Raw genomic sequence first — 25,573 nt, 5'->3', positions numbered from 1 at the left:
CCGCAGCTCCTACAGGGAACGTATTCCAATGCAGGAGCCGCCGCAGGCTGCGATCTTTTGGCTTTATTTGATCAGTCGGCCCAAGCCATCCAGCAAGCGCTGCAACGCGCCCTGATTGCGGCGCATCACCGCCAGCCCGGCGTCGGCCATACGCTGCGCATCACGCGGCAATTCGAACAAGCGCTGCACCTCCACCGCCAGCCCTTCGGCATCATCCACTTCGGCCAACGCTCCGGCTTCACGCAATTGCGCGGCGATGTCGAGGAAGTTGAACAGGTGCGGGCCGCTGATCACCGGTTTTGCCAAGGCTGCCGGCTCCAGCAGGTTGTGTCCGCCGTTGGCCACCAGGCTGCCGCCGACAAACGCACTGTCCGCCAGGGCATAGAGAAACAACAACTCGCCCATGGTGTCGCCGAGCAGCACTGAAGTCTGGGCATCGACGTTAACCCCGGTGGAGCGTCGCACCGTGGCGAAGCCTTCCCGTTGGCACAGCTCGAACACCGAGTTGAAACGCTCGGGATGACGCGGCACCAGAATCAACAGCGCATCCGGATGATTGGCCAGCAAACGACGATGGGCACTGAGCACCACTTCGTCCTCGCCTTCGTGGGTACTGGCGGCGATCCATACCGGACGCTCCAGCGCCTGCCACTGGCCGCGCAATTCACTGGCGCGTTGCAACAGTTGCGGATCAATAGTCAGGTCGAACTTGATCGAACCGGTGACCTCGACCGTCTCCGGGCGTGCCCCCAGTTCGCGGAAGCGCTGGGCTTCGGCTTCGGTCTGTACGGCGAACAGACTCATCTCAGCCAGCATCGGCGCGGTCAGCTTGCTGAAGCGGCCATAGCCGCGGGCCGAGCGCTCGGACAAACGTCCGTTGGCCAGCGCCACCGGGATTCCACGCCTGGCGCACTGATGAATGTGGTTAGGCCACAGTTCGGTCTCCATGATCACTGCGAGTTTTGGCTGTACGCGATCAAGAAAACGCGCCGCCGCACACGGCAAGTCATAGGGCAGATAACAATGCTGGATGCGCGGCTCGTTGGCGAACAGCGCCTGAATCCGCTCCGATCCGGTCGGGGTCATGCAGGTCACGGTGATCGGCAACTGTGGATAACGTTGCAGCAAGGCGCGAATCATCGGCGCGGCGGCGATGCTTTCGCCCACCGACACCGCATGCACCCAAATCCCGCCGGGCCGCAGCGCCGGCATCGCGCAGGAGAAACGTTCGCCAATCCGTTTGGCATACGCCGGCGCCTTGCGCGCCCGTAGCCATAGCCGAATCGCCACCAATGGCAGCCCCAGGTAAAACAGCGCGGTGTAGAGAGTTCTATTCATGGCGGCGGAGTTTATCGACTTTTGCCGGCGATCGCCCGCAAGTGCACGGCAAAACGTTCGGCCAGCCAACGCGCGGCCGGGCCGAGCGGTTCGTCGCGGCGCCAGACCAGCTCAACCACCAGCGCCGGCGGCGTCCATTCACTGTCGAGTTCAACCATCAAGCCCTGATACGCCGAATACTGCACCACGTGGCGCGGCAACCAGGCCCAGCCGAGATCGCGCACCAGCCATTCGGACATCACGTAGAAACTGTCGGCGCGCCACACCTGCGGGCTGGCCGGCTCGTTGCCGGGATAGACGCTGGTTTGCGTCGACATCAGCAACTGTCGGTGTTGCGCCAATTGTTGGCAGGTCACGTAGGACTGCGCTGCCAGCGGGTGGTTGATGCCACATACCGTGACCATTTCCACGCTGCCGAGGACGCGGCGCTCCAAGGCTTCGGGGATTTCATCGTGATAGAAAAGCAGGCCGAGGTCGGCGCGACGCTCGACCAGTTTTCGCGCGACTTCGCCTTGGGCGGCGCTGGTCAGTTGCACTTCAAGGCTGGGGAATTGCTCGGCCAGTTCACCGAAACTTTCCACCAGCGCCTGATAGGGCATCGCCTCATCCTGGGCCACGCGCAATTGCGCTTCCTGGCCACGCATCATTGCCATCGCCCGGCCATTCAGACGCTCGCACTGGCGCAGGACTTCTCGCGCTTCTTCGAGCAGCGCTTCTCCCGCTTCGGTAAGCGTCGGCTGGCGGCCGCTGCTACGCTCGAACAGGCTGACGCCCAGATCGTCTTCAAGCATGGCGATGGCGCTGCTGATGGCTGACTGCGCCTTGCGCTGCTTGCGCGCTACGGCAGAGAACGAACGCTGTTCGGCGACATCAACAAATACGCGTAGCTGATCGAGATTCCATTGCATGCTGGCTCAACAACCCATCTTGTAAACAGATAGGTAATGACTTTACCCCATCTGGCGAATCTCTAGAATGCCGCCTCAGCAAGCAACGTTTCATATGAGGACTTACACATGAACGCCTATGTCTATCTGGCCATCGCCATCTGCGCCGAAGTGATAGCCACCGTTTCGATGAAAGCGGTCAAGGGCTTCAGCACTCCCCTGCCGCTGATTCTGGTGATCGTCGGCTACGCGATTGCATTCTGGATGCTGACGCTGGTGGTGCGCTCGGTGCCAGTGGGTGTCGCCTATGCGGTGTGGGCCGGCATGGGCATTGTGATGGTCAGCGTGGCGGCGCTGTTCATCTACGGACAAAAGCTGGATATCCCGGCGATGTTGGGGATGGCGTTGATCGTGCTCGGCGTGGTTGTGATCCAGCTGTTCTCCAAGACGGCCGGCCATTAAAGCAGCGACAAGCATCAAGCTCCGAGCTGCAAGCAGAGCTGATTTTCCAGCTCCGGGTTGCAGCTTGAAGCTTGAAGCTTGAAACTTGCGGCTTCTCTAAGCCCCGAGGTCGCTGCATGCCATCCGTTATTTCCACCGACGTTCTGATTGTCGGCGCTGGTGTCGCCGGCCTCTGGCTGAACGCGCGTCTGCGCCGTCAGGGTTTTTCGACCGTGCTGGTGGAAAGCGCCAGCCTCGGCGGCGGGCAAAGCGTTAAATCCCAGGGCATCATCCACGGCGGCGCCAAGTACGCGCTGCACGGCGCGTTGACCGGTGCCTCGGAAGCCATTGCCGACATGCCGCGCCGCTGGCGTGAAGCGCTGGCCGGCAATGGCGAGCTGGACCTGTCCGGCGTGCGCCTGTTGTCCGAGGCCCATTACCTGTGGTCGCCGGGGACCCTCGCCGGCAACCTCACCAGTTTCTTCGCCAGTAAAGCCGTGCGTGGCCGGGTTGATCAGGTCAAGGGCGATCAATTGCCGCCAGCGCTGCAAGACAAGCGCTTCAAGGGCAAGGTCTATCGCCTCGCCGAACTCGTCGTGGATGTGCCAAGCCTGATCCAGCGTCTGGCCGATTTGGCCGGCGATGGCCTGCTCGCCGGGCAAACCATCGAGCCGCTGCTGGAAGCGGGCGTGCTGGTCGGGTTGAAAGTCGACGGCCGCGAGATTCGCGCGCAACGCATCGTCCTCAGCGCCGGCGCCGGTACCGCCCAACTGCTTGAAGACCTCGGCCTGAGCCAGCCGGCCATGCAACGCCGGCCGCTGCACATGATCATCGCCAAAGGCCCGGGCCTCAAACCGTTGTACGCCCACTGCCTGGGCGGCGGCAGCAAACCGCGGATCACCGTGACCACGCACCCGGCCGCTGACGGTCAGTGGGTCTGGTACATGGGCGGCGACATCGCCGAAAGCGAAGGCGTGCACCGCGAGCCGGCCGAGCAGATCGCCACCGCGCAGAAAGAGATCGCACAGTTGTTGCCGTGGATCGACCTGAGCACCACGCAATGGGCGACCCTGCGGGTCGACCGTGCCGAGCCGCTGCAAACCGGCCTCACGCGCCCGGACAATGCCTTCCTCGCCGAACAAGGCCGCTTGCTGGTCGGCTGGCCAACCAAACTGGCGCTGGCACCGGACTTCGCTGACCGGGTCATCGCCTCTCTCGAGCGCGACGGCATCCAGCCGCAAGCCGCCGAACCTTTGCCGGCGCTGCCAAAACCACCCATGGGCGTTCCCGCCTGGGAGCAACTGCTGCCATGACCATTGCCAACCTGCACGACCTTCATCGACCGCTGGGCAGCACCGGCCTGATGGTTTCGCCACTGGGTCTGGGCACGGTCAAACTCGGCCGTGACCAAGGCGTGAAATACCCCAACGGTTTTCAGATTCCCGGCGACGACGAAGCGCGCATGCTGCTGCGTCAGGCGCGGGAATTGGGCATCAACCTGATCGACACCGCCCCGGCCTATGGCCGCAGCGAAGAGCGCCTCGGGCCGCTGTTGCGTGGCCAGCGTCAGGACTGGGTAATCGTCAGCAAGGTCGGCGAAGAGTTTGCCGATGGTCTGTCGCGCCACGATTTCAGCGCAGCACATACACGGATGTCGGTGGAACGCAGCCTGCAACGTCTTGAAAGCGATTTTATCGACCTGGTGTTGGTGCATTCCGACGGCAACGACATGGCAATTCTCGAGCACGAAGAGGTGTACGCCACCCTCGCGGCGCTCAAGGCCGAAGGCAAGATTCGCGGCTTCGGCTTTTCCGGAAAAACCGTCGAGGGCGGTTTGAAAGCACTGGAGCAAGGCGACTGCGCGATGGTCACCTACAATCTGAACGAACAAAACGAGAAAGCTGTCATTGACTATGCTGCTGTCCACGGCAAAGCCATTCTGGTGAAAAAAGCCTTGGCCAGCGGTCATGTTTGCCTGAGCCCGGGCGTCGATCCGGTGCGCGCCAGCTTCGAATTGCTGTTCGCGCAACCTGGCGTAGCCAGTGCTATTGTCGGCACGATCAATCCGCTGCACCTCGCCCACAACGTTGCGACCGTCGCCCAGGTCCTGCGTGGTCACTGACGCCGCCTCGCGGCCTTAAGCAGGAGCCGATATGCCGCGCACGCTCATCAGAAAGAACCCGAGCAACTTCAAGACCCTGCCGCTGTTCGTCGAAGCCACCCCCGAAGGCCTGACCTATCAGAGCGTCGGCATGCCGCTGAACTTCGCGCAGACCTTGCAGCGGCGCAAACCGGTGAGCGTGGCCGACACTGAGCGTTTCTCGCTGGAGCTGGCCAATCTCGGCGTTTCGGTACGTCTGACCCTGCATTGGCAGAATCGCGATTATTGGGTGCTGGTGCGCCAGCGCCGACAGGATCGTGGCGACGTCGTGCTCAAATTGATTTCCGGTTACGTGCCGGCTCATGAGCTGAATATCCCGCTACACACGGCCATTCAGGAAATTGCCGAAGAGTGTTTGCTCGAGACACCGGAAGGCTGGCTCGGCGGGCGCTTCAACGACACCTGGCTGCCAGCCCCCTACTCAGCGGCCCTGCATTATCGCGAAGCCCTGCCGTTTCGCCTGACCCCGTTGTCCGGCTCGGCGCGCCCCATACGTTGCGCCAACCTGCAATTGCTCGAACGGCCACGGGCTTACGTGCATCTGCCGACCGCGTCACTGCAATTGATCTACGACTTGCGCCTGGATGTCCCCAAGGAAGCCAAGTCCCTGAGTCTGTTTCACGTCGACGAGCGTCTAGAGGGTGATCAACTGGTCGCCCGACTCGACCGCAAGCGCCCCGACCTGTACTTGATGCCACTCAAGGACGGCGCGCCACTGGCCGAGTTGTACACGCTCAAGCGCGACAAACTCGTTGCCGCCAGCACCCGAGGTCTGTATCTGGCCGAGAGCTTTGCGACACAAACCGGCTGGGTCGTGCGCGAGGAGCGAATACGCTGGAAGGACTGGCTGGTGCAGCAAGGCCTGCAACCGGCGAAAGCCCCGCGTCAGGGGCTCAAGCAGTTGAGTATCAAGGCGCTGCGATTAGTCGGGCTGGGCAAAAAAACCGCCAAATAGCCGTTTAGCGGCGGCGATCCCACCACGTGCGCAACGCGGCGAAGAAATGGAAGTAGCGGTTTTCGCGCTTGCCCATGCCGCGCTTGGGCGAGAACGACTCCTCGGCAAATGCGCCGGTAATGCGCACTCGTGATGCCTGAGTCGGCAACGTGCAGATCCTGGCATCGACCTGCTGTAGCGCATATTTGAGCAAGCGCTCGGAATGCAGTTTGCGACCTGTCGCCTTGCAGAATTCGAAAATGCGCTCGATCCGCTTGCCATACGCGACATAAGTATCGCGCCCACACACCGCAAAGCGGTCGTTCAACCCGCCCCACCACTGCCAGTCCGGTATATAAGCGTTGTGCCTGCGAGCCTCAGGGTGAGCGAAGACATAGCCAGGCAATGCGTTGTGAAAGAAATTGTCCGGGCGCACGAACACAACGAAATCCGGATCGAAGGATTCGATCATCGTGGTCACGGTATGCAGCGAGTTGAGCTGATAGATCAGATTGCGCAGCGACGCATAGTCATCGGCCCAGGTGTCGCCCTGTGCTTTGACCTGATCGAAATCCCAGCGCTCCAGCACCCCTGCGGTCGAAGTCAGTGCACCGGTCATCGACTCGAAGGGCTGGTAGTTGTCTGCCGACAACTCGCCTTTTTCGCCAGACCGTGTGTTCTGCACCTCATCGATTTTGTACAAGTGATAAAAGCACTTCACATCGCTGCCCGCAGGCAACTGTGCCAGAACATTCTGTTCGATGGAGGGGAAACAGATCGGCGAATTTCTCGGGATCCCGAAAAAAGCTACGGCAATTTTCAACACTCAACAGCACCTTTTGAAAGTAGTTCGGGCCTGCCGGCAACCGGATACACGTTGTTGCTTACTTTTGCCGAAACAGCTTTTGCCACCAGCGCCGGGGTTGCAGCGGCACCACGATGATGTCCGATTGCTGCAGCCAGTTGCGCTCATAATCCCAGGCATGGCCACCCCAGAGTTTTCCTGCTTCGTTGGAAAAACCCAGGGTCATGAGCTGGTAGCCGTAACCGGCCAGGCCGCGCAACCAGTCGAACAACACCAGCGTGTTGAAACCGGTTGAAGGCCCGACGTAGCGCTTGCCGCCGGGGCGGTCGACCGGGTAGTTCCACAGCGGCGGCAATGGAATGCGATCCCAGTACATGGCCACACGTGGCAGTGGGCACATCGGTGCGGCACACCCCACCAGCATGCTGAAACAGCGTTCACTCGCCTGTTCGAACATCCGCTGTACCGGGGGCGCGTAAGGCAGACCAAAAAAATACGCATCCGGTGCGTTGTAGCCATGCACGAAAACATTGACGCTTTGCTCGTTGAGCAGCGCTGCCTTGATGCAGGTATTGAAGCTGACCACGACGTCATCGACGCCAATATTCAGTGCCTGAAAATCTGCCGCCGTGATGGCCGGATTGTTGGCAATCAACACGACCCGGGGCGCACGGCCCAGGCAGTCGAGAAGCTCAGCAGGCAAAGCCTCCAGAACCGACTGATCGCCACCGGGCAGCGCATCCAGCGCCATGAACTCGCCGGGTTGCGACGATTGTTGATCCTTCATTCAGACTGGCACCTTCATCCCGTAACGCAGCTTTACCCAGAACCGTGTGAACGCTGAAGGCGGTTGCCATGGGCGCATCTCACGCTGGATTTCCGTGGCCAGTGCCTGACCGACGCGGGCGAAGGAATAGCGGCTTTGCGCAAATTCCTGACCGTTGCGGGCAATGCGCTCCGCGAGTTCCGGATCGCTCTGCAACAGCTTGATCTTCTCCACCGCCTCTTCTTCGCTGCGGTAGAACACGGTGTTGTGCATGTCTTCAAAACCGAGCAAGCGGTCTTCTTCGCCCTGGCTCCAGGCCAGCAACACACAGCCGCAAGCCATGGCCTCATAGTTCTTGATCATGAACTCGTTCATGCCGATGTCGGCGCTGACGAAAATCCTGATGCGATTGAGCGTTTGCAGGTATTCCGCGCCTGACTTGGTGCGGGTCACCAGCATGCCGGTGCGCCTGGAGAGCGATTCGAGCATGGCTTTGCGCTCGGCGTACTCGGTACTTTTCAGGCTGCCGAGAAAGCCAACGGGAATGTCCCGCTCAACACCGGTGTTGTGCAGCATCTGCTCGTCGTAACCTTTGGAGACGAACACCGTGTCGATGCCTTCGGCCAGCATCTTGCGCGCGACCACGGCACCGGACACCAGCGCCCGACAGCTCGGCAGGCGGCTGTAAAGTCGGGAATACACGCCACGGTACTTACTCGCCGGCATGTAGTTCTGGTACGCATCGTGCTCCAGAAAGACCAGCCCGGGTATGCATTTGAGCACCTGCAACTGCGTGGCCAAGCGCTTGACCCGGGAGAAAATCACCACGCGATCGAAGGTCTGGTAATCGACCGAGGCGAGAAACGAACCCAGATTCAACTGCTGCTTTTTGCTCAAGCGATAGATGAAACATTCATCACAGTTCTGCTGCACGATGTCGTAGAGCCGGTCGAGAATGACCCGCTGCTCGTCCATCACCAGGAGCATGACTTTCATAAGTTAATTGACCACGCGACGTAGGCAGGCAAGCGCATCGGATTCAAAGCTGCCTACATCAACGGAAACGGTAAAATCCCCAAGGCAAAATCCGTTCACACGCAGTACACAACGGTAAAAATTCATCTGATCAACGACTGCGAATCTTCTCGACAATCGCAGTTGTCGAGCTGTTTTCCACAAGCCCCAACACCTTCACGGTGCCGCCATAAGCGCTGACGATATCAGCGCCGACCACCTGATCAATTCCGTAGTCACCGCCCTTGACCAGCACGTCCGGCTTGACCTCGCGCAGCAGGTTTTCCGGTGTGCCCTCAGGGAAACTGATCACCCAGTCCACCGCGCCGAGTCCGGCGAGAACGGCCATGCGCCGGTCAACACTGTTGATCGGTCGGCCCGGCCCTTTCAAGCGGCTGACCGAAGCATCATCGTTGACCGCGACAATCAGACGATCGCCCTGCGCGCGCGCCTGTTCCAGGTAGGTCACATGCCCGGCGTGCAGGATGTCGAAGCAGCCGTTGGTGAAAACGATCTTCTCGTTGTGCGCGCGGGCATCGGCCACGGCGAGCAGCAACTGTTCCAGACCCAACACACCACGCTCGGAACCTTCTTCACGCTGAATGGCGCGACGCAGTTCCGGGGCACTGATGGCAGCCGTACCGAGTTTGCCAACCACGATGCCGGCGGCCAGATTGGCCAGCGCGACGGCGTGGGGCAGGTCTTCACCGGCGGCAATCGCGGCGGCCAAGGTAGAAATTACCGTGTCACCGGCACCGGTAACGTCGAACACCTCACGGGCACGAGCCGGCAAATGCAGTGCCGGCTGGTCCGGGCGCAGCAGGGTCATGCCGTGTTCGCCGCGTGTCACCAGCAATGCACCGAGCTCGAGGTCGTGCATCAGCGCCGCCCCCTTGCTCACCAGCTCATGCTCATCGACACAACCGCCGACGATGGCTTCGAATTCGCTGAGGTTCGGGGTGATCAGGCTCGCGCCGCGATAGATCGAGAAATCCTTGCCCTTCGGGTCAGCCAGCACCGGAATGTTCTTCGCACGGGCGGCCTGGATCAGTGCCTGATGATTCTTCAGGGCACCTTTGCCGTAGTCGGAGAGCACCAGCACCTTGATGCCTTCGAGCAGGTCATCGACCTGCGAACCGAGCGCCAAAGCGTCGGTGGCGAACGGCTCTTCAAAGTCGATACGCAGCAGTTGCTGGTGCCGGCTCATGACCCGCAGCTTGACGATGGTTGGCTGATGCGCAATGCGCTGGAACAGGGCACGTACGCCCGCGCCTTTGAGACTGTTGCTCAGGCTGTCGGCGGCTTCGTCGTCACCGGTCACACCGACCAGGGACGCCGGCGCACCCAGCGCGGCAATGTTCAAGGCAACGTTCGCGGCGCCGCCCGGACGGTCTTCGATCTGCTCGACCTTAACGACCGGCACCGGCGCCTCAGGGGAAATCCGTGAGGTTCCGCCATGCCAGTAACGGTCGAGCATGACATCGCCGACTACCAAGACCGGGGCTTGATCGAAACGCGGCATGGACAACTTCATGGAGCAACCCACATACAAAATGAACAGGGGCGCGATATTAACACAGGGTAAAGCGCCGTCCGCTTCAATCTGAAAGGTCGCGTACCCAGAACAATTCGTGGCGCCGGACAGCCTTGCGGAAAAACTCGTTACTGCCTGTTGCAGGCCAGCGACGACCCGCCAGGCCTTGCTGGATCCAGCGGCGCAATTGCCGTTTGAACACTTGCCCGCCCTGCAGATCGTGTTCCATGGCCAGTGCCATGGCTTTGTCCAGTTGCACATCCGCTGACAACAGCGGACTCCACAGCCGGTCAGCCGGCAATGGCTCGATGGCCGGCGGCAGCGCAATACCGGCACCGGCAGGCCCCATCGGCCAGCGATCGTTGTCGTGCAGGTGATTGGCGTACATCAGCAGGGTTGTCGGTTTCCAGTGACTGCGCTCGATAGCCTCAAGCAGCGCCTGGGTAGACGCCACATGATCGCTGTGCGGATCGAGCTCAGGATGCGGTGTGACAATCACCTCTGGACGATAGTGCTCAAGCAGTGCCGTCAGGTCGCCCAGCAGATTTTGCCAGGTGGGCTGCCCATCGACGTCTGCTGGCAAGGTCAACGGGTTGTGCCGGCGCACACTGCGGATGTCGTTTTCCCGGGATTCCCGGGAGCCGAACGCCTGGGTCGGTTCTGCGGCCATCGAGGGCAGTTGCAGGCAGTAATAACCCAGTTGCACGCAACGCTCGGCGGGCACTGCGCCCCACAGGGGAATCACCAGGCTGTCCCAACTGCGCAAACGCCCCTTCAACCGCGCGGCTGCGGCTTGATCCAGACCCAGACGCTGAAAGTCTTCAGCTTCGATCTCGCCCTGGGTCAGCGTGACGATGCTGACGTCTTCGCAGCGGCTGTAAAGACCAAATGCCGCAAGCTCGGCATCATCGGCGTGAGGAGCGATGACCATCACTCGCTGGCGGGCGTAGTCAGCGTTGACCATGACCCACAGCGTGCCCGTGGCACTCGGCGCGCAATAGCGGCCGCGCAACGTCAGCGCACCTTGCGCCAGCGCAGCGGCCTGCCCGGAAAGATTGAGGAAGCGCCGGCCGCTGACCCCGCGCTCGAAGTCCTGGCGATCGTCGCCCACTTCAACATAGGGGTCGAGCCAGCGCCCCAGCCAAGTGGATTTCACTTCAAGTTCGAGCAGCAATGTCTCGCCCTGCGCCAGCGGCTCGCTCAGGCACACCAGGCCGCCCTCAAGGCTCACACTCTGGCGGGCCGCTTGCGCTGGAAAGCTGTATTGATAGTCGTCAGAAGGCCGATAGAACAGATGATCGGCGAACCAGGCCTCGTGTGCGACCCAGGCCAGCACCAGCAACACCGGCACCAGCCACCACGCGACCAGCCCTCCGATCAGCAACAACCCCACCAGAAAGGCGATCAGGAACAGACGCTTGTTGCGCCGATGGGCCTTGAGAAGCTGTTGCTTGCGAGCGCTCATGAATTCAGACCTTGTAGACCGGCACCGTGTGGCACCAGCGATCCTTGTACTCACGGTCGGCACGACCGAATGAATAGCGCAAAGGCTTGCCCAGTGCTTGCGCGTGCGCCCAGGCCTCTTGGGTGTTGACGAAGCTCAGCACACTGCCGGGACTGAACTCGCGGCTCTGCGGGTCAACGCCACCGTTGATGTACTCCAGCGACACCCATTGCGGGGCCTCGACGCGGTACAGCACCTGAATGGCCACGGGCGCCGAATCAAGCATCGCCACCGAACCGGTCATGAACTCGCGCAGCAAGGTGAAGACCTCAACCAGCCCGGCCTTGCCCGGCACCTCAAACCCCCAGCGGCGCTGAAACAGATCGCCGTAAGCGGCGGCCTGTTCCTGCGGCGTTAAGTCGGACATCGGCACCAGCGATCCGCCCGCCTCTTCCAGCAGACGCTGCTCGCGACGCTGGTTATAGCGAAACTTCTTCGAATACTCTTCCGGCAACCGGGCAAGGGCCAAACCCTCAGGCTGCGGCTTTAACGTACTGATCTGCTCGGCATTGAGCTGCGATACATACGCCACGCGCTGACGCACCGGCACGATGACATCGGGTGCAATCGGCAGAATGATTTCCGCATTGCCCATGTCCAGCAATCCACGCTTGCCTTCGCGCTTGAGCACTTCCTTGGACAAGGCGACATGCCGGCCCCAGCAAGGAATGGCGGCCAGCACATCACCGTCCACGATCCAGCCCAGGTAGCGCAACTCGATGCCTAGAAATGTCGACAAACGCTCGACGACTTCGGGATGCGTGGCAAAGCTGCCGCCGAAACGCCGCCAGGCGCGGGCGTAGCTGTCTCGGTCGATTTCGCTCCAGCCACGCTCACGAAAGCTGCGAAACATCGTCAGCATACGTCGGTCGCGTGTGCCGGCTGTGGCTCGTCACCCTCTTCAAACTCTTTGGCATGCAGACGGGCGTAATAACCGTTCTGCTCGAGCAATTGCGCATGAGAGCCGCGCTCGACGATACGACCTTCGTCCATGACCAGAATCAGGTCGGCCTTTTCAATAGTGCTCAATCGGTGAGCGATCACCAGGGTCGTGCGGTTTTTCACCACATGATCCAGTGCAGCCTGAATATGCCGCTCCGACTCGGTATCCAGCGCAGAAGTGGCCTCATCGAGAATCAGCAGCGGCGCATCCTTGAGCAGCGCCCGGGCAATGGCGATGCGCTGACGCTGGCCACCGGACAGCAGGACGCCGTTTTCGCCGACCATGGTTTCGTAGCCCTGCGGCATCTTGATGATGAACTCATCGGCATACGCCTCGGTGGCCGCGCGCTTGACCTCATCGAACGGCGCGCCAGCCAGATCGCCGTAGGCGATGTTGTTGGTCACCGTATCGTTGAACAAAGTGACCTGCTGGGTTACCAATGCGATCTGCCGACGCAGGCTGCGCAGGGTGAAGTCCTGCACCTGCACACCATCGAGCAGAATCTGGCCCTGAGCATCATCGTGCTGATAAAAGCGCGGAATCAGGCTGGCCAGGGTCGACTTGCCACTGCCCGAGCGGCCAACCAGCGCGACCATTTGCCCCGGCTCGACAACAAAGCTGATGTCGTTGAGCACCGCTTTGTCGGTGTCGGGGTAGTGGAAGCTCAGGTTGCGCACTTCCAGACGACCTTCGAGACGATCCTGCTCGACCGTGCCGCGATCCACTTCCGCCGGCTCATCCAGTTGCTCGAAAATACTTTCGGCACCGGCCACACCCTTCTGGATGGTCGAGCTGACTTCCGACAACTGACGGATCGGCTTGGGCAACAGGCCTGCCATGGTGATGTACGCCACCAGATCGCCCGGCGAAGCGTCACCGCGCAGATACAGCACGAGGAACATAACCACGGCCATGGCGCTGTACGTCACCAGTTGCAGCATCGGCGTGTACACCGCGCCGGTCTTGGTCATCGTCAACTGCTTGTCGGTGTTGCTCTGGCTGGCATCGCGAAAGCGATCCTTTTCGTACTGCTCGCCGCCGAAGCTGCGCACAACACGGTAGCCATGAATGGTTTCGGAGGCGACGTGCGTGACGTTCCCCATCGAGACCTGGATCTTCTTGCTTTGCTTGCGGAATTTCTTGCTGGTGCTGTTCACCATCAAACCGATCAACGGCAGGATGGCGACCATCACCAAAGTGAGTTTCCAGTTCATCCACAACAGTGTGCAGAACAGGAAAATCACGGTCATGCCTTCACGGATGACGACTTTGATCGCGTCCGTTGCGGCACCGGTGACCATCGTCACGTTGAAGGTGATCCGGGAAATCAGATGGCCGGAATTGTTCTTGTCGAAGAAGCGATTGGGCAACTCCAGCAATTTGTTGAACAGCACCACCCGCAGGTCATGCACCAGCCCCAGCGAAACCCGCGCCAGGAAGAAGTTGCCCAGGTACGAGCCCACGCCCTGCCACAGTGCGATGAAGACAATCATCAGTGGCACGGTTTCGAGCAACTGCAGCTTGCCCAGATAAGGGTTGCCCGGGAACAGGCTGGCTTCAGGATTGGCCAGACCGTCGACAAAGTATTTGAGGATGTAAGCGAGCATCGGTTGAGTCGATGCGAAGATCAGAAACCCGACGATGCTGAGAAGGAAAAGGCCGGCATAAGGCCGCACGTAAGCCAAAAGGCGGAAATAGATCGCCAGCGTGGACTGGGCTTTCGGTTCAGGACTGCTCATGGTGATCCGCGCAATTCAGTGAGGCGCCGATGATATCACACGCGTTTTTGCCCCGATAAACATGACTTCAAGCCAGCCTTCGACCAAGTCGGTTAAGATACCCCGCTAATGATGGGGAGCCCGATATGCAATCGATTGATCACAGCACTTACGAGGCACTGCGCAAAGGTGCACACGTACTGGAGGCCGACGGTTCCGGCGACAAGGTGCTCAGATTGGCCGATGGACGCATGCTCAAGCTGTTCCGCCGCAAGCGGCTGCTCAGTTCGGCGCTGTTCTACCCCTATGCACAACGCTTTGCCGACAACACCCGAGCCCTCGAACAGCGTGGCATCCTCTGCCCGAAAGTCATCGCGGTCTATCGCATCCCGAGCATCGAGCGCGACGGTGTGTATTACAGCCCGCTGGAAGGCAATACAGTGCGTCAGTTACAAGGCACTGACGAAGAGGCTGACACACTGAGATTCCAGCTGGGCGGGTACTTCGCCCTGCTGCACGAAAAAGGTGTGTACTTTCGGTCGCTGCACTTCGGCAACGTCGTGCAAACCCCCGACAACCGCTTGGGACTGATCGATATCGCCGATCTACGTTGTCAGAAGCGCGCGCTCAGTGACAGTAAACGCCTGCGCAACTTCGCTCACTTGCTGCGCTACAAGGAAGACCGCCAATGGCTGCTCGGCCGGGATGCCGGCGAAACGTTTGTCGAAGGCTATCGCCAGGCGTTGCCGAGCCACCGACAAGCGCCGCTGATCTCGCGCCTGCGTCCGCTGCTCGGCTAAACCCTAGCGGCCGATGACCACCACGGTGGCCCCTTTGCGATTGGCGAAATGCTCGATGATGCGCAGCTTGTGCGCCGCCAGCCAGTCATTCAGCCAAGGCTCGTCACCTTTGGCCTCGATGAGGAAGTACTGATAGTCGCCCGCATGAGCTGCCGACATCGCTTCCTCTGCGGTCAGCACCGGCATCACGTAGCCTCGACCGGCGTAATAGCTGATTCGCCCATCCTCGAAATAGGTCTTCGCCCCGGGCTCGACATGGGCCGACATCCAGCGGCCGGCCTCGACGTAGTGAGTCTTGCCGGCTCCGGTGGAGATGACGTTCGACAGCATCACCAACAGCGCCACAACCACCAGCCACTTGCCCCAACGCGGGAATTCGCGGGCAAACGCCGCCAGCCCCATCGCCAGCACGGGCACAAACAACAGGTTCAGAAAGCTCAGGTAGCGCGTATTCATAAACTGCTGCTTGATGAAAAACAGCACCAGCACCACCAGGTACAGCAGCGCCGCCCAGGCGAAGGGGCGATAGTCGCGCCAGTAGACACCTAGAACTCCCCAGTTGCGCCGCAGAATGAAAGGGACGGCGAAAGGCCCCATCAACTTGACGAAACTGATGGTCATGGTCGCCAGGATACCGAAGAACACAATCCGGCCGGCTTCATCCTGGGAGTACTTGTTGATCAGCGAATTGGCAAACTGGTCGCACAGCATCTGGAATGCGGCAAACACGCTATGTGGCGCGATCATGTCCAGATACAACATCACGCGCGCCGACAGGAGCACACCTGACACCGAAACGGCCAGCATCCCCAAAACCGGTAGCAGCGAAAGTTGAACGAATTGCATCCGTCGGTTCGACGACCACAGGTTGGGCAACTGCCACAGCGCCAACGCCGGAACCAGCAGCAAAGCCTCCAGCCGAAACAACGCTGCCGCGACGATAGCCACATGAATGAATGCCGCCCGCAGCCAGCCACCACGCGCTTGCCAGCGCAGCGCGAGCCAGAGCGTCAACGTGCAGAAGAACCAGAAGCCGCACTCACGGATGATGTCATTGCGAAAGGCGTTCACCGCCGGCATTGCCAGTACCACCAGACACGCCCAACCGGCGAGTGGCGCAGACCGTTGTCGTACGCAGTCCACCATCAGCGCGCTGGTGCCGGCAAAAAACAGCGCGCACCAAAGATAGGCGCTCAACTCAAGCGGCAAATGCAGGACGGTATGCGTACCGGCCAGAAGAAAGGAAAACCATGGCCAGTCGAAAGTGGCCCAGGCCACATTAGGCCCGTGCTCGGTGACCTGTTGCGCAATATCAATATACAGCGCGGCATCACGCCCCACTGTCGCGGTGCCCAGAACCGCAATCAGCGATAACAGCGCACTGCCCAGAAACGCCAGCCAAACCGGGTATTCGTCGATGATTCTGGAGACTCGAGTTGCCACGCTACCGCCCGTACCTTTCACCCAGCCACCTCACCGACATCCGTTACAAGGCCCGCGCAGTCTCCGCGACCCGTTTACCGAAACAGCAACCGCAACGCCTTGCGCGTGTAGGACCAGCGCGAAAACGTCCGCCAGTCCGCACGCAAGGCCTGAAAATAGAACGACTTGGCCAGTTTGTACTCGCCATGGGAATAACAGTCACGAAACAATGACAGACAGCGCTGCGCCAGAAACGCCTGACGCAAATCAGCCATTTCCTCGGGCATCCGCCGACTGGAGAACACTTCGCTGACCACCTGCTCCGTACCGGCGGCAAGACTTTGGCGTAAATCATGGCGCATGCTGTCCGCATGCTTGTAGATCAGCGCCAGTGGCATGTCCAGAACGGTACAGGGGTAACGCGCCAGCACTTGGGCGAACACCGGTAAGTCCTCGACGTTGCGCAAATGTTCCGGGTAATTACCCAACACAAACACATCGCGATGCATCGCGCAGGCACCGTTTGAAATGGATACCGTCTTGCTCAACAGGTAGCCCTGCAAGCGCTGGCGGGCCGTCGCAGGCAGCGGCTTGGCTGCCTGCAGGCTGCGTCGTCCATCAGCGAATACCGACCAATGCGCGCCGATAACCATCAGACTTTGCGGGTGACTGGCGATGTGCTGTGAAAGCGCCGCCAACGCCCCGGGGGCCATTTCGTCGTCAGAGTCGAGAAACACCAGATACCGTCCGGTTGTCTCTTCCAGCCCTCGATTGCGCACCGACGACAATCCGCCGTTACTTTTGCGCAACGCGCGAAAGCGCCCGCCATGCTTGAGCAGGAGTTTTTCGACTACCTGGGGCGTATCGTCCGTCGACCCGTCGTCGATGACCAGCAGATCCGCGGTCGCTTCATCCAACTGCGCCAAGACCGATTCCACTGCACGTGGAAGCGTTCGCGCATAGTTGTAAACCGGAATGACGACGCTGATCAGTGTTTCAGTCAAGTTCGTATCCTTTTACACCCGCTTTTACGACCAGAATATCTTCCATGATCAGGTATTCCAGGTCAGAACCGAAAAACATGTTCAGGGCGTCAGTCGGCGAGCAGATCATCGGTTCGCCACGACGGTTGAGCGAGGTGTTCAGTGATACGCCGTTACCGGTCAGGTTTTCCAGCGCCTTCATCATGTCGTAGTAGCGCGGATTGTATTCGCGCTTGAGCACCTGGGCACGGGAAGTGCCGTCTTCATGGACGACTTCCGGCACGCGGGTCTTCCACTCTTCCGCCACTTCAAAGGTGAAGGTCATGAACGGCGCCGGGTGATCGATCTTGATCATCTGTGGCGCAACGGTGTCGAGCATCGACGGGCAGAAAGGCCTCCAGCGCTCGCGGAACTTGATCTGGTGGTTGATCCGGTCAGCAACGCCAGCCACGCTTGGGCAACCAATGATCGAGCGCCCCCCCAAGGCACGCGGACCAAACTCCATGCGCCCCTGGAACCAGGCCACCGGGTTGCCGTCGACCATGATCTTGGCGATCTGCTCCGGCATGTTGTCGAGCTTGCGCCAGGTCGGCTTGTTCTCGTGACGGGCGCAGGCTGCGATGACGTCTTCGTTGCTGTACGACGGGCCGAGGTAGACGTGTTCCATCTTCTCGACCGGCACGCCACGGGCGTTGGATACATAGGCCGCTGCGCCGACTGCGGTGCCGGCATCGCCGGATGCAGGCTGCACGAACAGCTCCTTGACGTCGTCGCGGGCGATGATTTTCTGGTTGAGCTTGACGTTCAACGCACAGCCACCGGCGTAGGCCAGTTTGCCGGTTTCCTTGAGCACGTCGCCCAGGTAGTAGTCGATCATCTGCAGCGCAATTTTTTCGAACAGCGCTTGAATGCTGGCGGCGTAGTGGATGTACGGCTCGTCGGCGATGTCGCCTTCGCGCTTTGGACCCAGCCACTCGATCAGCTTCGGCGAGAAGTAGTAACCCTTACCCTTCTCTTTATAGCGACGCAGGCCGATGACGTTGGCGTAGTCGGTGTTGATCACCAGCTCGCCGTTCTCGAACGAAGCCAGGCGCGAGAAATCGTACTTGCTGGCATCGCCGTACGGCGCCATGCCCATGACCTTGAACTCACCATCGAGCATATCGAAACCGAGGAACTCGGTGATCGCGCCGTACAGGCCACCCAGGGAATCCGGATCGAAGAATTCCTTGATCTTGTGGATCTTGCCGTTTTCGCCGTAGCCGAAGAAGGTCGTGGCGTACTCGCCCTTGCCGTCGATGCCGAGGATCGCGGTTTTCTCTTTGAAACCCGAGCAGTGGTAAGCGCTGGAAGCGTGGGCCAGATGGTGTTCGACCGGTTCGATCTTGATTTTCTTCGGATCGAAGCCCAGTTGTTCCAGGCACCAGACGATCTTGTTGCGATAGCGCTTGTAGCGACGGTTGCCCATCAGGATCGCGTCGAGCGCGCGGTCCGGGGCGTACCAGTAACGCTTGGCGTACTGCCAGCGGGCCTTGCCGAAAATGCTGATCGGGGCGAACGGAATCGCTACCACGTCAACATCGGACGGCTTGATGCCAGCCTGTTCGAGACAGAACTTCGCCGATTCGTAAGGCATGCGGTTCTTTGCATGTTTATCGCGTACGAAGCGCTCTTCTTCAGCCGCCGCCACGAGCTTGCCGTCGATGTACAAGGCCGCTGAAGGATCATGGCTAAGGGCGCCGGACAGGCCAAGAATCGTCAATGCCACAGGGGTCTAGCCTCTTTAGTCTGCGTGCAGGCGCGATGCGCCTTGAAAATTGATGTGCCCTCGCACAAGGCGAGTGACAGCTAAAGGGCGGGATTATAGCGTAAACGAGAGGGGAATTACCCTGCGCGATTGCCCCAGGGTGAATGGTTTGGAGAAACCTTGCCCTGCGACTCAATAACCGCCCCTGCGCCAGTAAATACCAAGGTTGCCGTCGGTGACCTGACGATAAACCGTATAGGGCAACGCTACTGTATCGAATACACCGGACAATGGCAGATCCAGCAACACGAACGGCACCAGAAATCCGCTGGGATCAGGGGGCGCGTTCAGCACGCAGAAATCGAAGGCCAGCCCGCTGTAAATCCGCGGAATCGATTGGCAGTAGGTGTTTTGTTTGCGCATGTCCCGGGCGACGTCGGCATCGTCCTGCAATACGGTCATGACGCTGCCACAGCCGGCCAGAACCGATGAAAGAGCGCCCAACGTTACAGCTTGTCTGATGGTCAAGATTCGTCCTCCAAGATCGAAGGGCAAATTAGCATCGGAGCTGAACGGGGCACAGTTCATGGCTTCCGGAGAAGCTGTAGGACAAGTCACTAAATCTTGTCCTCTACGGCCGTAAGAGTTTGATTCAGCCTGCGGTGGAAATTTCTTTGGGCAAACGCTGATCAATAACCTGATACAGCGCGCTGCTTTCGGGCCAGTTACGCATGAATCGCGCACGGTCACGGGCATAGGCCGGTGCAAAGCTACCGACAGATCCGTGCTGACACATCGAATCCAGGTCGATCAGCGCCCAGCGATCCTGCTGCCAGAACAGGTTGTGCCCCTTGAAGTCACCATGACTGATGCGCTCGTCAATCAGTCGAGCGAACAACAGGTCCAGCGCCTGCAGCTCCGCCTCCGGCGCTTCGCCACTTTCAACATAGGGCGCAAAGCGCTCGATGATGTCCGGCCCGGGCAGGAATTCGGTCACCAGATACGCACGACTGCGCAGCCACAAAAAACGCTTCTCCAGTACCGCCAGCGGCTTGGGCGTAGCGATACCGAGGAACGCCAGGCGATTGCCTTCGCGCCACGAATGCCAGGCCCGACTCGGCCGCCAGAAACGCTTGAGCCAATGCGCAAACCCCTTGATGTTGTAGCGTTTGATCACCAGCGTGCGCGAACCCACCTGAACCTTGCCGACACTCGCCGCACCACCGGTCTTGTACAGGTGGCCCTGATCAAGCAGCGCATCGGCCTGATCCAGCACCGGCACCATGGCCGACTCTTCTTCGCGGCGGATCGCGCGCAGACCGAACGCTCCACGCTGCACGCTGAACAGCGTGCATTCGCGACCGACCTTGATCAGAAAGTCTTTCAGACGCCAGCGACGCACTTTGTCGATCTGCTTCTGCAAGGCTTCCAGCGGCAATGCGTGCTCGCTGTTGCTCAACAGGTAATACACCAGCAGCTCTTCGGTGAAGGGCTCCAGCGCCTTGGGTAGCTGAGCGAAAAATACGCCGAGGTTTTCCAGGACTTTCTGTCGCGACAACGGCTGACCGGCGGTTTCTGTGCAAATGCCCGCACCGTCAATCCAGTACAACTGACCGCCGTGACGCAGCAGATTGTCCAGGTGCAGGTCCTCCTGCCAGAGGCCTTTGCCGTGCAATTGGCCAATGGCGCCCAACGCCTCGGCCAATACCGCCGACTGTTCATCCGCGAGTAACGGCAGCGACTCGACCGTTGCCCAGGCATCGCCAAGGCTTTCGGCGCCTTCAAGGAAATCGAACAGCAGCCAGCCACCTTCGTCGCTTTTCAAACCGTCGGCCAGCAGCAAGGGTGTCGTCATGCCTTGCGCGGCTAGCAAGCGCACCCCTTCCAGTTCACGCTGAAAATGCCGTGCGGCCTTGCCACCGACCAGCAATTTGGCCAGCACCGGACGGCCACGCCAGACACCGGCGCCGACGTAGCGTTGCCCTGGCAGAACCCGCAGCAAACTGAGCAACTGCAGATCCGCACTCCCGGCAGCATCGGCCAGGGTCACGGTCAGCGGCAGTGGCGGAGTTCGCCCGACACCGGCCAGCTCGGACAATTGCATCAGCGCGTCTCCTTGTGACTGCGGCGCGCGGTCAGCCGGGCGAGCCAGCTGTCGAGCAGCGAACTATCGGTCGACTGATCGAGATACGCCGCCAGCAATTCACGCAGTTGTGCCTCGTTCCATTCCGGCGCGCGGCGTTGCAACGGTTCCAGGTCCTTGATCCGGTCACGCATGCCGAACAACAAGGGACGGGTTTTTTCCAGGTCGATCAATTGCGCCTGATACCCGTCACCGGTGGCTCGCAGAAAAATATGCTTGGGATAAAAGCAGCCGTGCACCTGGCGCACACCGTGCAGATGCCGCGCGAGCAGTCCGCAGGCCTTGAGAATCGCCGAATGCTGCGCGGCACTGAGCTGCGCCCAACGCTGCAACAGCGACTCCAGATCGCTCCAGCCATCGAGTGCCCGGGTCAGCAGGATCGCGCGAACCTCGCCGTCAACCTTGCGCTCACCGAAGAACGCCGCTTGCAGCGCCGGGATACCGAGCTTGCGATAGCGGCTGATATTGCGAAACTCGCGGGCAAAACTGGGCTCACCGAAAGGCGCGTGCAAGGTGCGCGTCAGGTAATTGCTCTGGCGCTTGAGGTAATAACCCTGCCCTTCCAGGTCCAGGCGGAAGACGCTGCTCCAGCCGCCACGGGCGGTATTGGGTTCGTCCACAGCTTCAAGCTGTTTGGCCCACAGTGCGTCGAAAGTACCGAGACCATGGCGCTCAAGCAGTGCACGGTCTTCAGCGGCGAGAAAATCAGTCATTCACGTCCCTCGAAAAATCTCACCACGTGCCGAATCCGTTTCTTGTCGGCGCTATCAAGCCGATCGCACTGGCGGTATTGCTTATAGAAGCGCAGGCGTTGGGTATTGGACAGGTGGTATTTGGCGAGTTTATCGAGACAGGCCAGATCCTTGGTGATCCGATACTTGAGCCAGAAGCCGCGCCAGAACTCGCCGTTAGGGCAATCGATCAGAAATATGCGCGCCTGATCATCGATCAACAGGTTGCGCCATTTCAAATCGTTATGGGTAAATCGGTGATCATGCATCGTCCGGGTATAGCCGGCCAGTTGCCGGCTGACGCCGTCGACCCAGGCGCGATCCTTGAGTTTCGGATCCTTGCGCTCGGCGAGCGCCGAAAGGTCTTCGGTGTTGGGCAATTCGCGAGTGATCATGGCGCCGCGATCATACGCCGCGCCGCGTCGCTCCAAGCCCCAGGCCACCACCTCTGCGGTGGGAATGCCCCACTTGGCGAAGCGCTTGAGGTTCTGCCATTCCATCTTCACCCGCGGCTTGCCAAGGTAACGGCGCAAGCCTTTGCCAGCACCGACGTAGCGTTTCACGTAATAGTTGACGCCATTGCGCTGCACACGAATCACTTCCGACAGCGGGTCGCGGGTCAGGCGTTCGCCCTGCAACGCAAAAACGGCTTCGAGGCTGCCGAAATCGTCGGCGAGATCGCTGTATTGCGACTCAAGCGTCCAACCCGCCATCAGAGCGCATCCCCGTAACGCTGCTTACGCGCATAGAGCTTGTTGGCTTTGCCTTCGAGCCAGTTCAGCAGCGGCGCTTCTTCCGCCAGGATCTGGCGCAGCGGTTGCTGGAAATAGCCCTTGAGGAAGCGCAGCTTGTCGCGGCGGGTCAGGCCGATGTCCAGCGCGGAAAAGTACAGCGCGGCCAGATCCTTGTTGCGCCAGCGCTGGGTGATTCTCGCGCGGGTCTGGGCACGGTGCAGGTCGATCACCGAAAGTTTGAAGTCGCCCGGCGTCACCGGTTTGTCGGTGTGCAGCAGGAAGTGGCAGATGTAGCAGTCGCGGTGATTGACGCCGGCGCGGTGCATCATGCCGGTCATGCGTGCCACTTCGGCGATCAGCGCGCGCTTGAGCTTCGGCTCGGGCGGCTGCTTGACCCAGTCGATGCTGAAGTCTTCAAGGCTGATGGTCGGCGCCAGTTCTTCGGTGACGATGAACGAGTGCTGATCCGCCGGGTTACTGCCCTTCTCGCCGTACGCGACGGCGGTCATGGTCGGCACACCGACTTCCTGCAGACGCTGAATGGCTTGCCACTCCTGGCCCGCGCCGAGCACCGGCAGCTTGGCCGTCAGCAAGTTCTTGAAGATTTCGCCCCAGCCGATGCCACGGTGAATCTTGACGAAAAATCCGTTGCCGTCGACTTCCGTGCGCAGTGTCCGACGTGCTTCCAGCTCGCGGTATACCTCGCCCTGCAAGCCTTCGACTTCGGCGAACGGGTCGCGCCCGGCCCAAAGGCTTTTGAACGGTTCAGCCAGCATCAACTTCATTAAGCGTGCTCCGCCAGAATCACATCGGCCGCGTGCTGCGGCATGCTGTAGAGGTCGGCCGTCTCGGCGAAGGCCAGACCATTGCGGCTCCAGGCCGCCCGTGCAGCGTCGTCATTCAACATGTCGGTCAGGTATTGCGTCAGCTGCGCCTGATCGAACGGCTCATCCAGCACTCGCCCGGCATCGGCCTCGGCGATGTAATGGGCGTAACCGCAGACCGCGCTGACCAGCACCGGCAAGCCGGCGACCAGCGCTTCGAGCAACACGGTACCAGTGTTTTCGTTATACGCCGGGTGGATCAACAGATCGGCGCCGAGCAGGAAACGCGGGATATCGCTGCGCCCCTTGAGAAACGTCACGTTATCGCCCAGACCCAACGTTGCACTCTGCATCTGGAACAATTTGGGGTCATCCTGACCGATTACAAACAGCCGGGTGCGCTTCTTCAGCTCGGAGGGTAATGCGGCCAGTGCTTTCAGGCTGCGGTCGACGCCTTTGGTCTTGAACCCGGAACCGATCTGCACCAGCAGCAGTTCATCATCCTTGAGATTGAATTCGGCACGGAAACCGGCGCGGATTTCATCAGCATCCGCCGGACGCCGACGATCCTGAGCAATGCCCGGTGGCAGCAAGTGGAAGCGCTCAAGCGGCGTGTCGTAATGCTTGATGAACAGCGGCTGCTGCACTTCGGAAATCATCAGCACTTCGGTCTTCGCGTCTTTGGCGAACACCGCGCGCTCGTACTCGGCAAAGTGGCGATAACGGCCCCAGCGGCGGTACAGCGAATGGCGCAGGTTCTGCGCCTTGTCTTCGAAGCAGCCGTCGGCGGCGTAGTAGACGTCCAGACCCGGCATCTTGTTGAAGCCGATCAGACGATCGACCGGGCGCTTGGCCAGGTCCGCCTCCATCCACGCGCTGAGCTTTTCGTTGCGACGGTGATTGAAGAACGCCTTGACCGGCGCCACCAGCACTTCGAAACCGGGCGGCACGTCGCCTTCCCAGATCAGCGTGTAGACGCGAATCCGATGCCCGCGCTTCTGGCATTCGAGGGCGATGCGCATGAAGTCGCGCTGCAAGCCACCGAACGGGAAATATTTGTACAGAACGAATGCCAATTGCATCAGCGCAGCTCCTCAGCCATTAACAACGTGCTCAGTCGGCTGGCGACACGCTCGGGGTTCAGACGCGTGAAGCACAAAGGCTGCTCACGCTTCAGGTCAAACTGACGGGCATCCTGCGCGGTCGGTTGATAGGTGCATTTCTTTTGCAGGCACGGCGCGCACGGGAAGTCGCTGGCCAGGTGAATCTGCAACTTGCCGTAAGCGCCGGTCAGGCCCGGGTTGGTCGGGCCGAACAGGGAAATGGTCGGCACGTCCAGTGCGGCGGCCAAGTGGCCGAGACCGGTGTCCACCGCCACGCAAGCCTGGGCGCCGGCGAGGACTTTGCCGACGCCGGCCAGATTGAGTTTTGGCAGCACTTCGGCGTGTTTGAAACCGGCGGCGATGCGTTCGGCGCGGGCCTTTTCCTGCGGGTTGCCCCACGGCAGTTTCACACCGACGCCGAGGTAGCCGACGCGTTCGGTCAGCTCACGCCAATAGGCTTCCGGCCAGTGCTTGGTGTCCCAGGTGGTGCCATGCAGGAACACTACAAATGCATTTTTGCGCGGCAACTCGACCAGACGTTCGACGTTGAGGCCGTAATCACCCAGGCCTTTGGGCAGGTCGTAACCGAGGGCGATGGCGAACAACTGTCGCACCCGCTCGACGGCGTGCTGACCACGGGCGACGGCCAATTTGCGATCATAGAAACGCGAGGCCATCGGTTCACGGGCCGAACCTTTATCGAGTCCGGCTACCGGGGCTTTGACGTAACGGGTCAGCCAGGCGCTTTTCAGCAGCCCCTGAGCATCGATCACCAAGTCGTATTTGTTCGCGCGCACGCTTTGCTTGAAGCGTTTCCACTCCCCGCTGGTAATGGTTTTCCAGAGGTTTTTACGCCAGCGGCGGATCGCCACCGGAATCACTTTGCCAACGGCCGGGTGCCAGGTCGGAATCTCGGCGAAGCCTTCTTCCACCACCCAGTCGAATTTGATCCCGGGAATGGCCCGGGCGGCGTCGGTCAGCGCCGGCAACGCATGAATCACGTCGCCCAGCGATGAAGTCTTGATCAGCAATACCCGCAAC

General features: G+C 60.4%; 24 protein-coding genes. 5 read left to right on the top strand and 19 right to left on the bottom strand.

From position 1 onward, the window contains the following. Positions 1-63 precede the first annotated feature (63 nt). Together waaA and P3G59_RS02530 are read right to left on the bottom strand one after the other, a co-directional pair. Positions 64-1,338 (bottom strand): lipid IV(A) 3-deoxy-D-manno-octulosonic acid transferase, encoded by a 1,275-nt coding sequence (waaA, locus tag P3G59_RS02535; RefSeq protein ID WP_277760338.1) that lies wholly within the window; start codon positions 1,336-1,338, stop codon positions 64-66. A gap of 11 nt (positions 1,339-1,349) precedes the next feature. Further along, positions 1,350-2,246, bottom strand: a complete 897-nt coding sequence (locus P3G59_RS02530) for a LysR family transcriptional regulator (RefSeq protein WP_277760337.1) — start codon at positions 2,244-2,246, stop codon at positions 1,350-1,352. A gap of 108 nt (positions 2,247-2,354) precedes the next feature. Between P3G59_RS02530 and P3G59_RS02525 the strand changes: the two genes are divergently transcribed. From P3G59_RS02525 to P3G59_RS02510, 4 genes are all read left to right on the top strand, one after another. Beyond that, entirely contained in the window at positions 2,355-2,687 is a 333-nt protein-coding gene (locus tag P3G59_RS02525) for an SMR family transporter (RefSeq protein WP_277760336.1), read from the top strand. A 116-nt stretch (positions 2,688-2,803) separates the two neighbouring features. Continuing rightward, the gene (locus tag P3G59_RS02520) at positions 2,804-3,979 is read left to right on the top strand and encodes an FAD-dependent oxidoreductase (RefSeq protein ID WP_277760335.1); all 1,176 of its coding nucleotides are present in this window, start codon (positions 2,804-2,806) and stop codon (positions 3,977-3,979) included. Further along, positions 3,976-4,788, top strand: a complete 813-nt coding sequence (locus P3G59_RS02515) for an aldo/keto reductase (protein ID WP_277760334.1) — start codon at positions 3,976-3,978, stop codon at positions 4,786-4,788. Before P3G59_RS02520 ends, P3G59_RS02515 begins: the two co-directional genes overlap by 4 nt. Before the next feature lie 31 nt (positions 4,789-4,819). Beyond that, positions 4,820-5,782: a metal ABC transporter ATPase gene (locus tag P3G59_RS02510; RefSeq protein ID WP_277760333.1), complete on the top strand. Its 963-nt coding sequence runs from the start codon at positions 4,820-4,822 to the stop codon at positions 5,780-5,782. Between the two features lie 4 nt (positions 5,783-5,786). On the opposite strand, the gene P3G59_RS02505 is transcribed toward P3G59_RS02510, so the two are convergent. The 7 genes from P3G59_RS02505 to msbA all read right to left on the bottom strand — a co-directional run bounded on the left by P3G59_RS02505 (position 5,787) and on the right by msbA (position 14,066). Beyond that, positions 5,787-6,587, bottom strand: coding sequence for a hypothetical protein (locus P3G59_RS02505; protein ID WP_277760332.1), 801 nt, complete (start codon positions 6,585-6,587; stop codon positions 5,787-5,789). Between the two features lie 58 nt (positions 6,588-6,645). Beyond that, positions 6,646-7,353: a hypothetical protein gene (locus P3G59_RS02500; RefSeq protein ID WP_277760331.1), complete on the bottom strand. Its 708-nt coding sequence runs from the start codon at positions 7,351-7,353 to the stop codon at positions 6,646-6,648. Next, complete coding sequence (locus P3G59_RS02495) at positions 7,354-8,328, bottom strand: glycosyltransferase (protein ID WP_277760330.1); 975 nt, start codon at positions 8,326-8,328, stop codon at positions 7,354-7,356. A 130-nt stretch (positions 8,329-8,458) separates the two neighbouring features. Then, complete coding sequence (gene hldE / locus P3G59_RS02490) at positions 8,459-9,880, bottom strand: bifunctional D-glycero-beta-D-manno-heptose-7-phosphate kinase/D-glycero-beta-D-manno-heptose 1-phosphate adenylyltransferase HldE (RefSeq protein WP_007915721.1); 1,422 nt, start codon at positions 9,878-9,880, stop codon at positions 8,459-8,461. Positions 9,881-9,944: 64 nt separating this feature from the next. Continuing rightward, entirely contained in the window at positions 9,945-11,345 is a 1,401-nt protein-coding gene (locus tag P3G59_RS02485; protein WP_277760329.1) for a PIG-L family deacetylase, read from the bottom strand. A 4-nt stretch (positions 11,346-11,349) separates the two neighbouring features. Beyond that, complete coding sequence (locus P3G59_RS02480) at positions 11,350-12,246, bottom strand: GNAT family N-acetyltransferase (protein WP_277760328.1); 897 nt, start codon at positions 12,244-12,246, stop codon at positions 11,350-11,352. Next, on the bottom strand, positions 12,240-14,066 hold the full coding sequence (gene msbA, locus P3G59_RS02475; RefSeq protein WP_277760327.1) for a lipid A export permease/ATP-binding protein MsbA: 1,827 nt from the start codon (positions 14,064-14,066) through the stop codon (positions 12,240-12,242). The genes P3G59_RS02480 and msbA overlap by 7 nt, the downstream gene beginning before the upstream one ends. A gap of 125 nt (positions 14,067-14,191) precedes the next feature. Here msbA and P3G59_RS02470 point away from each other — a divergent pair, with 125 nt between their 5' ends. Further along, on the top strand, positions 14,192-14,845 hold the full coding sequence (locus tag P3G59_RS02470; RefSeq protein ID WP_277760326.1) for a toluene tolerance protein: 654 nt from the start codon (positions 14,192-14,194) through the stop codon (positions 14,843-14,845). A 3-nt stretch (positions 14,846-14,848) separates the two neighbouring features. Here the strand turns inward: P3G59_RS02470 and P3G59_RS02465 are convergent, their stop codons facing one another. From P3G59_RS02465 to waaC, 10 genes are all read right to left on the bottom strand, one after another. Then, positions 14,849-16,288, bottom strand: coding sequence for a hypothetical protein (locus P3G59_RS02465; RefSeq protein ID WP_277760325.1), 1,440 nt, complete (start codon positions 16,286-16,288; stop codon positions 14,849-14,851). A 74-nt stretch (positions 16,289-16,362) separates the two neighbouring features. Further along, positions 16,363-17,271 carry a glycosyltransferase family A protein gene (locus P3G59_RS02460; protein ID WP_277760324.1) on the bottom strand — a complete coding sequence of 303 codons (909 nt, stop codon included), beginning with the start codon at positions 17,269-17,271 and terminating at the stop codon, positions 16,363-16,365. Further along, positions 17,264-19,018, bottom strand: a complete 1,755-nt coding sequence (locus P3G59_RS02455) for a carbamoyltransferase (protein ID WP_277760323.1) — start codon at positions 19,016-19,018, stop codon at positions 17,264-17,266. The genes P3G59_RS02460 and P3G59_RS02455 overlap by 8 nt, the downstream gene beginning before the upstream one ends. 171 nt (positions 19,019-19,189) lie before the next feature. Next, entirely contained in the window at positions 19,190-19,525 is a 336-nt protein-coding gene (locus P3G59_RS02450; protein ID WP_277760322.1) for a YceK/YidQ family lipoprotein, read from the bottom strand. Between the two features lie 124 nt (positions 19,526-19,649). After that, positions 19,650-21,101 carry a lipopolysaccharide kinase InaA family protein gene (locus tag P3G59_RS02445; protein WP_277760321.1) on the bottom strand — a complete coding sequence of 484 codons (1,452 nt, stop codon included), beginning with the start codon at positions 21,099-21,101 and terminating at the stop codon, positions 19,650-19,652. Continuing rightward, the gene (locus P3G59_RS02440; protein WP_277760320.1) at positions 21,101-21,853 is read right to left on the bottom strand and encodes a lipopolysaccharide kinase InaA family protein; all 753 of its coding nucleotides are present in this window, start codon (positions 21,851-21,853) and stop codon (positions 21,101-21,103) included. The genes P3G59_RS02445 and P3G59_RS02440 overlap by 1 nt, the downstream gene beginning before the upstream one ends. Further along, the gene (locus tag P3G59_RS02435) at positions 21,850-22,584 is read right to left on the bottom strand and encodes a lipopolysaccharide kinase InaA family protein (protein WP_277760319.1); all 735 of its coding nucleotides are present in this window, start codon (positions 22,582-22,584) and stop codon (positions 21,850-21,852) included. The genes P3G59_RS02440 and P3G59_RS02435 overlap by 4 nt, the downstream gene beginning before the upstream one ends. After that, positions 22,584-23,390, bottom strand: coding sequence for a lipopolysaccharide core heptose(I) kinase RfaP (rfaP, locus tag P3G59_RS02430; RefSeq protein WP_277760318.1), 807 nt, complete (start codon positions 23,388-23,390; stop codon positions 22,584-22,586). Before rfaP ends, P3G59_RS02435 begins: the two co-directional genes overlap by 1 nt. Then, positions 23,390-24,511 carry a glycosyltransferase family 4 protein gene (locus tag P3G59_RS02425; protein ID WP_277760317.1) on the bottom strand — a complete coding sequence of 374 codons (1,122 nt, stop codon included), beginning with the start codon at positions 24,509-24,511 and terminating at the stop codon, positions 23,390-23,392. The genes rfaP and P3G59_RS02425 overlap by 1 nt, the downstream gene beginning before the upstream one ends. Beyond that, positions 24,511-25,572, bottom strand: a complete 1,062-nt coding sequence (gene waaC, locus P3G59_RS02420; RefSeq protein WP_277760316.1) for a lipopolysaccharide heptosyltransferase I — start codon at positions 25,570-25,572, stop codon at positions 24,511-24,513. Before waaC ends, P3G59_RS02425 begins: the two co-directional genes overlap by 1 nt. Position 25,573: the final 1 nt, after the last annotated feature.

The sequence above is a fragment of the Pseudomonas sp. A34-9 genome, assembly GCF_029543085.1.
Lineage (GTDB): Bacteria > Pseudomonadota > Gammaproteobacteria > Pseudomonadales > Pseudomonadaceae > Aquipseudomonas.
This window is presented reverse-complemented; position numbering and strand designations above follow the sequence as displayed.

What these genes read in the sequence shown, in the direction of transcription:
- P3G59_RS02495 (WP_277760330.1), bottom strand. Translation starts at nt 8,328, where the DNA reads ATGAAAGTCATGCTCCTGGTGATGGACGAGCAGCGGGTCATTCTCGAC.
- P3G59_RS02440 (WP_277760320.1), bottom strand. Translation starts at nt 21,853, where the DNA reads ATGACTGATTTTCTCGCCGCTGAAGACCGTGCACTGCTTGAGCGCCAT.
- P3G59_RS02500 (WP_277760331.1), bottom strand. Translation starts at nt 7,353, where the DNA reads ATGAAGGATCAACAATCGTCGCAACCCGGCGAGTTCATGGCGCTGGAT.
- waaA (WP_277760338.1), bottom strand. Translation starts at nt 1,338, where the DNA reads ATGAATAGAACTCTCTACACCGCGCTGTTTTACCTGGGGCTGCCATTG.
- P3G59_RS02510 (WP_277760333.1), top strand. Translation starts at nt 4,820, where the DNA reads ATGCCGCGCACGCTCATCAGAAAGAACCCGAGCAACTTCAAGACCCTG.
- P3G59_RS02520 (WP_277760335.1), top strand. Translation starts at nt 2,804, where the DNA reads ATGCCATCCGTTATTTCCACCGACGTTCTGATTGTCGGCGCTGGTGTC.
- hldE (WP_007915721.1), bottom strand. Translation starts at nt 9,880, where the DNA reads ATGAAGTTGTCCATGCCGCGTTTCGATCAAGCCCCGGTCTTGGTAGTC.
- P3G59_RS02425 (WP_277760317.1), bottom strand. Translation starts at nt 24,511, where the DNA reads ATGCAATTGGCATTCGTTCTGTACAAATATTTCCCGTTCGGTGGCTTG.
- P3G59_RS02525 (WP_277760336.1), top strand. Translation starts at nt 2,355, where the DNA reads ATGAACGCCTATGTCTATCTGGCCATCGCCATCTGCGCCGAAGTGATA.
- P3G59_RS02445 (WP_277760321.1), bottom strand. Translation starts at nt 21,101, where the DNA reads ATGCAATTGTCCGAGCTGGCCGGTGTCGGGCGAACTCCGCCACTGCCG.
- P3G59_RS02530 (WP_277760337.1), bottom strand. Translation starts at nt 2,246, where the DNA reads ATGCAATGGAATCTCGATCAGCTACGCGTATTTGTTGATGTCGCCGAA.
- rfaP (WP_277760318.1), bottom strand. Translation starts at nt 23,390, where the DNA reads ATGAAGTTGATGCTGGCTGAACCGTTCAAAAGCCTTTGGGCCGGGCGC.
- msbA (WP_277760327.1), bottom strand. Translation starts at nt 14,066, where the DNA reads ATGAGCAGTCCTGAACCGAAAGCCCAGTCCACGCTGGCGATCTATTTC.
- P3G59_RS02470 (WP_277760326.1), top strand. Translation starts at nt 14,192, where the DNA reads ATGCAATCGATTGATCACAGCACTTACGAGGCACTGCGCAAAGGTGCA.
- P3G59_RS02515 (WP_277760334.1), top strand. Translation starts at nt 3,976, where the DNA reads ATGACCATTGCCAACCTGCACGACCTTCATCGACCGCTGGGCAGCACC.
- P3G59_RS02480 (WP_277760328.1), bottom strand. Translation starts at nt 12,246, where the DNA reads ATGCTGACGATGTTTCGCAGCTTTCGTGAGCGTGGCTGGAGCGAAATC.
- P3G59_RS02485 (WP_277760329.1), bottom strand. Translation starts at nt 11,345, where the DNA reads ATGAGCGCTCGCAAGCAACAGCTTCTCAAGGCCCATCGGCGCAACAAG.
- P3G59_RS02435 (WP_277760319.1), bottom strand. Translation starts at nt 22,584, where the DNA reads ATGGCGGGTTGGACGCTTGAGTCGCAATACAGCGATCTCGCCGACGAT.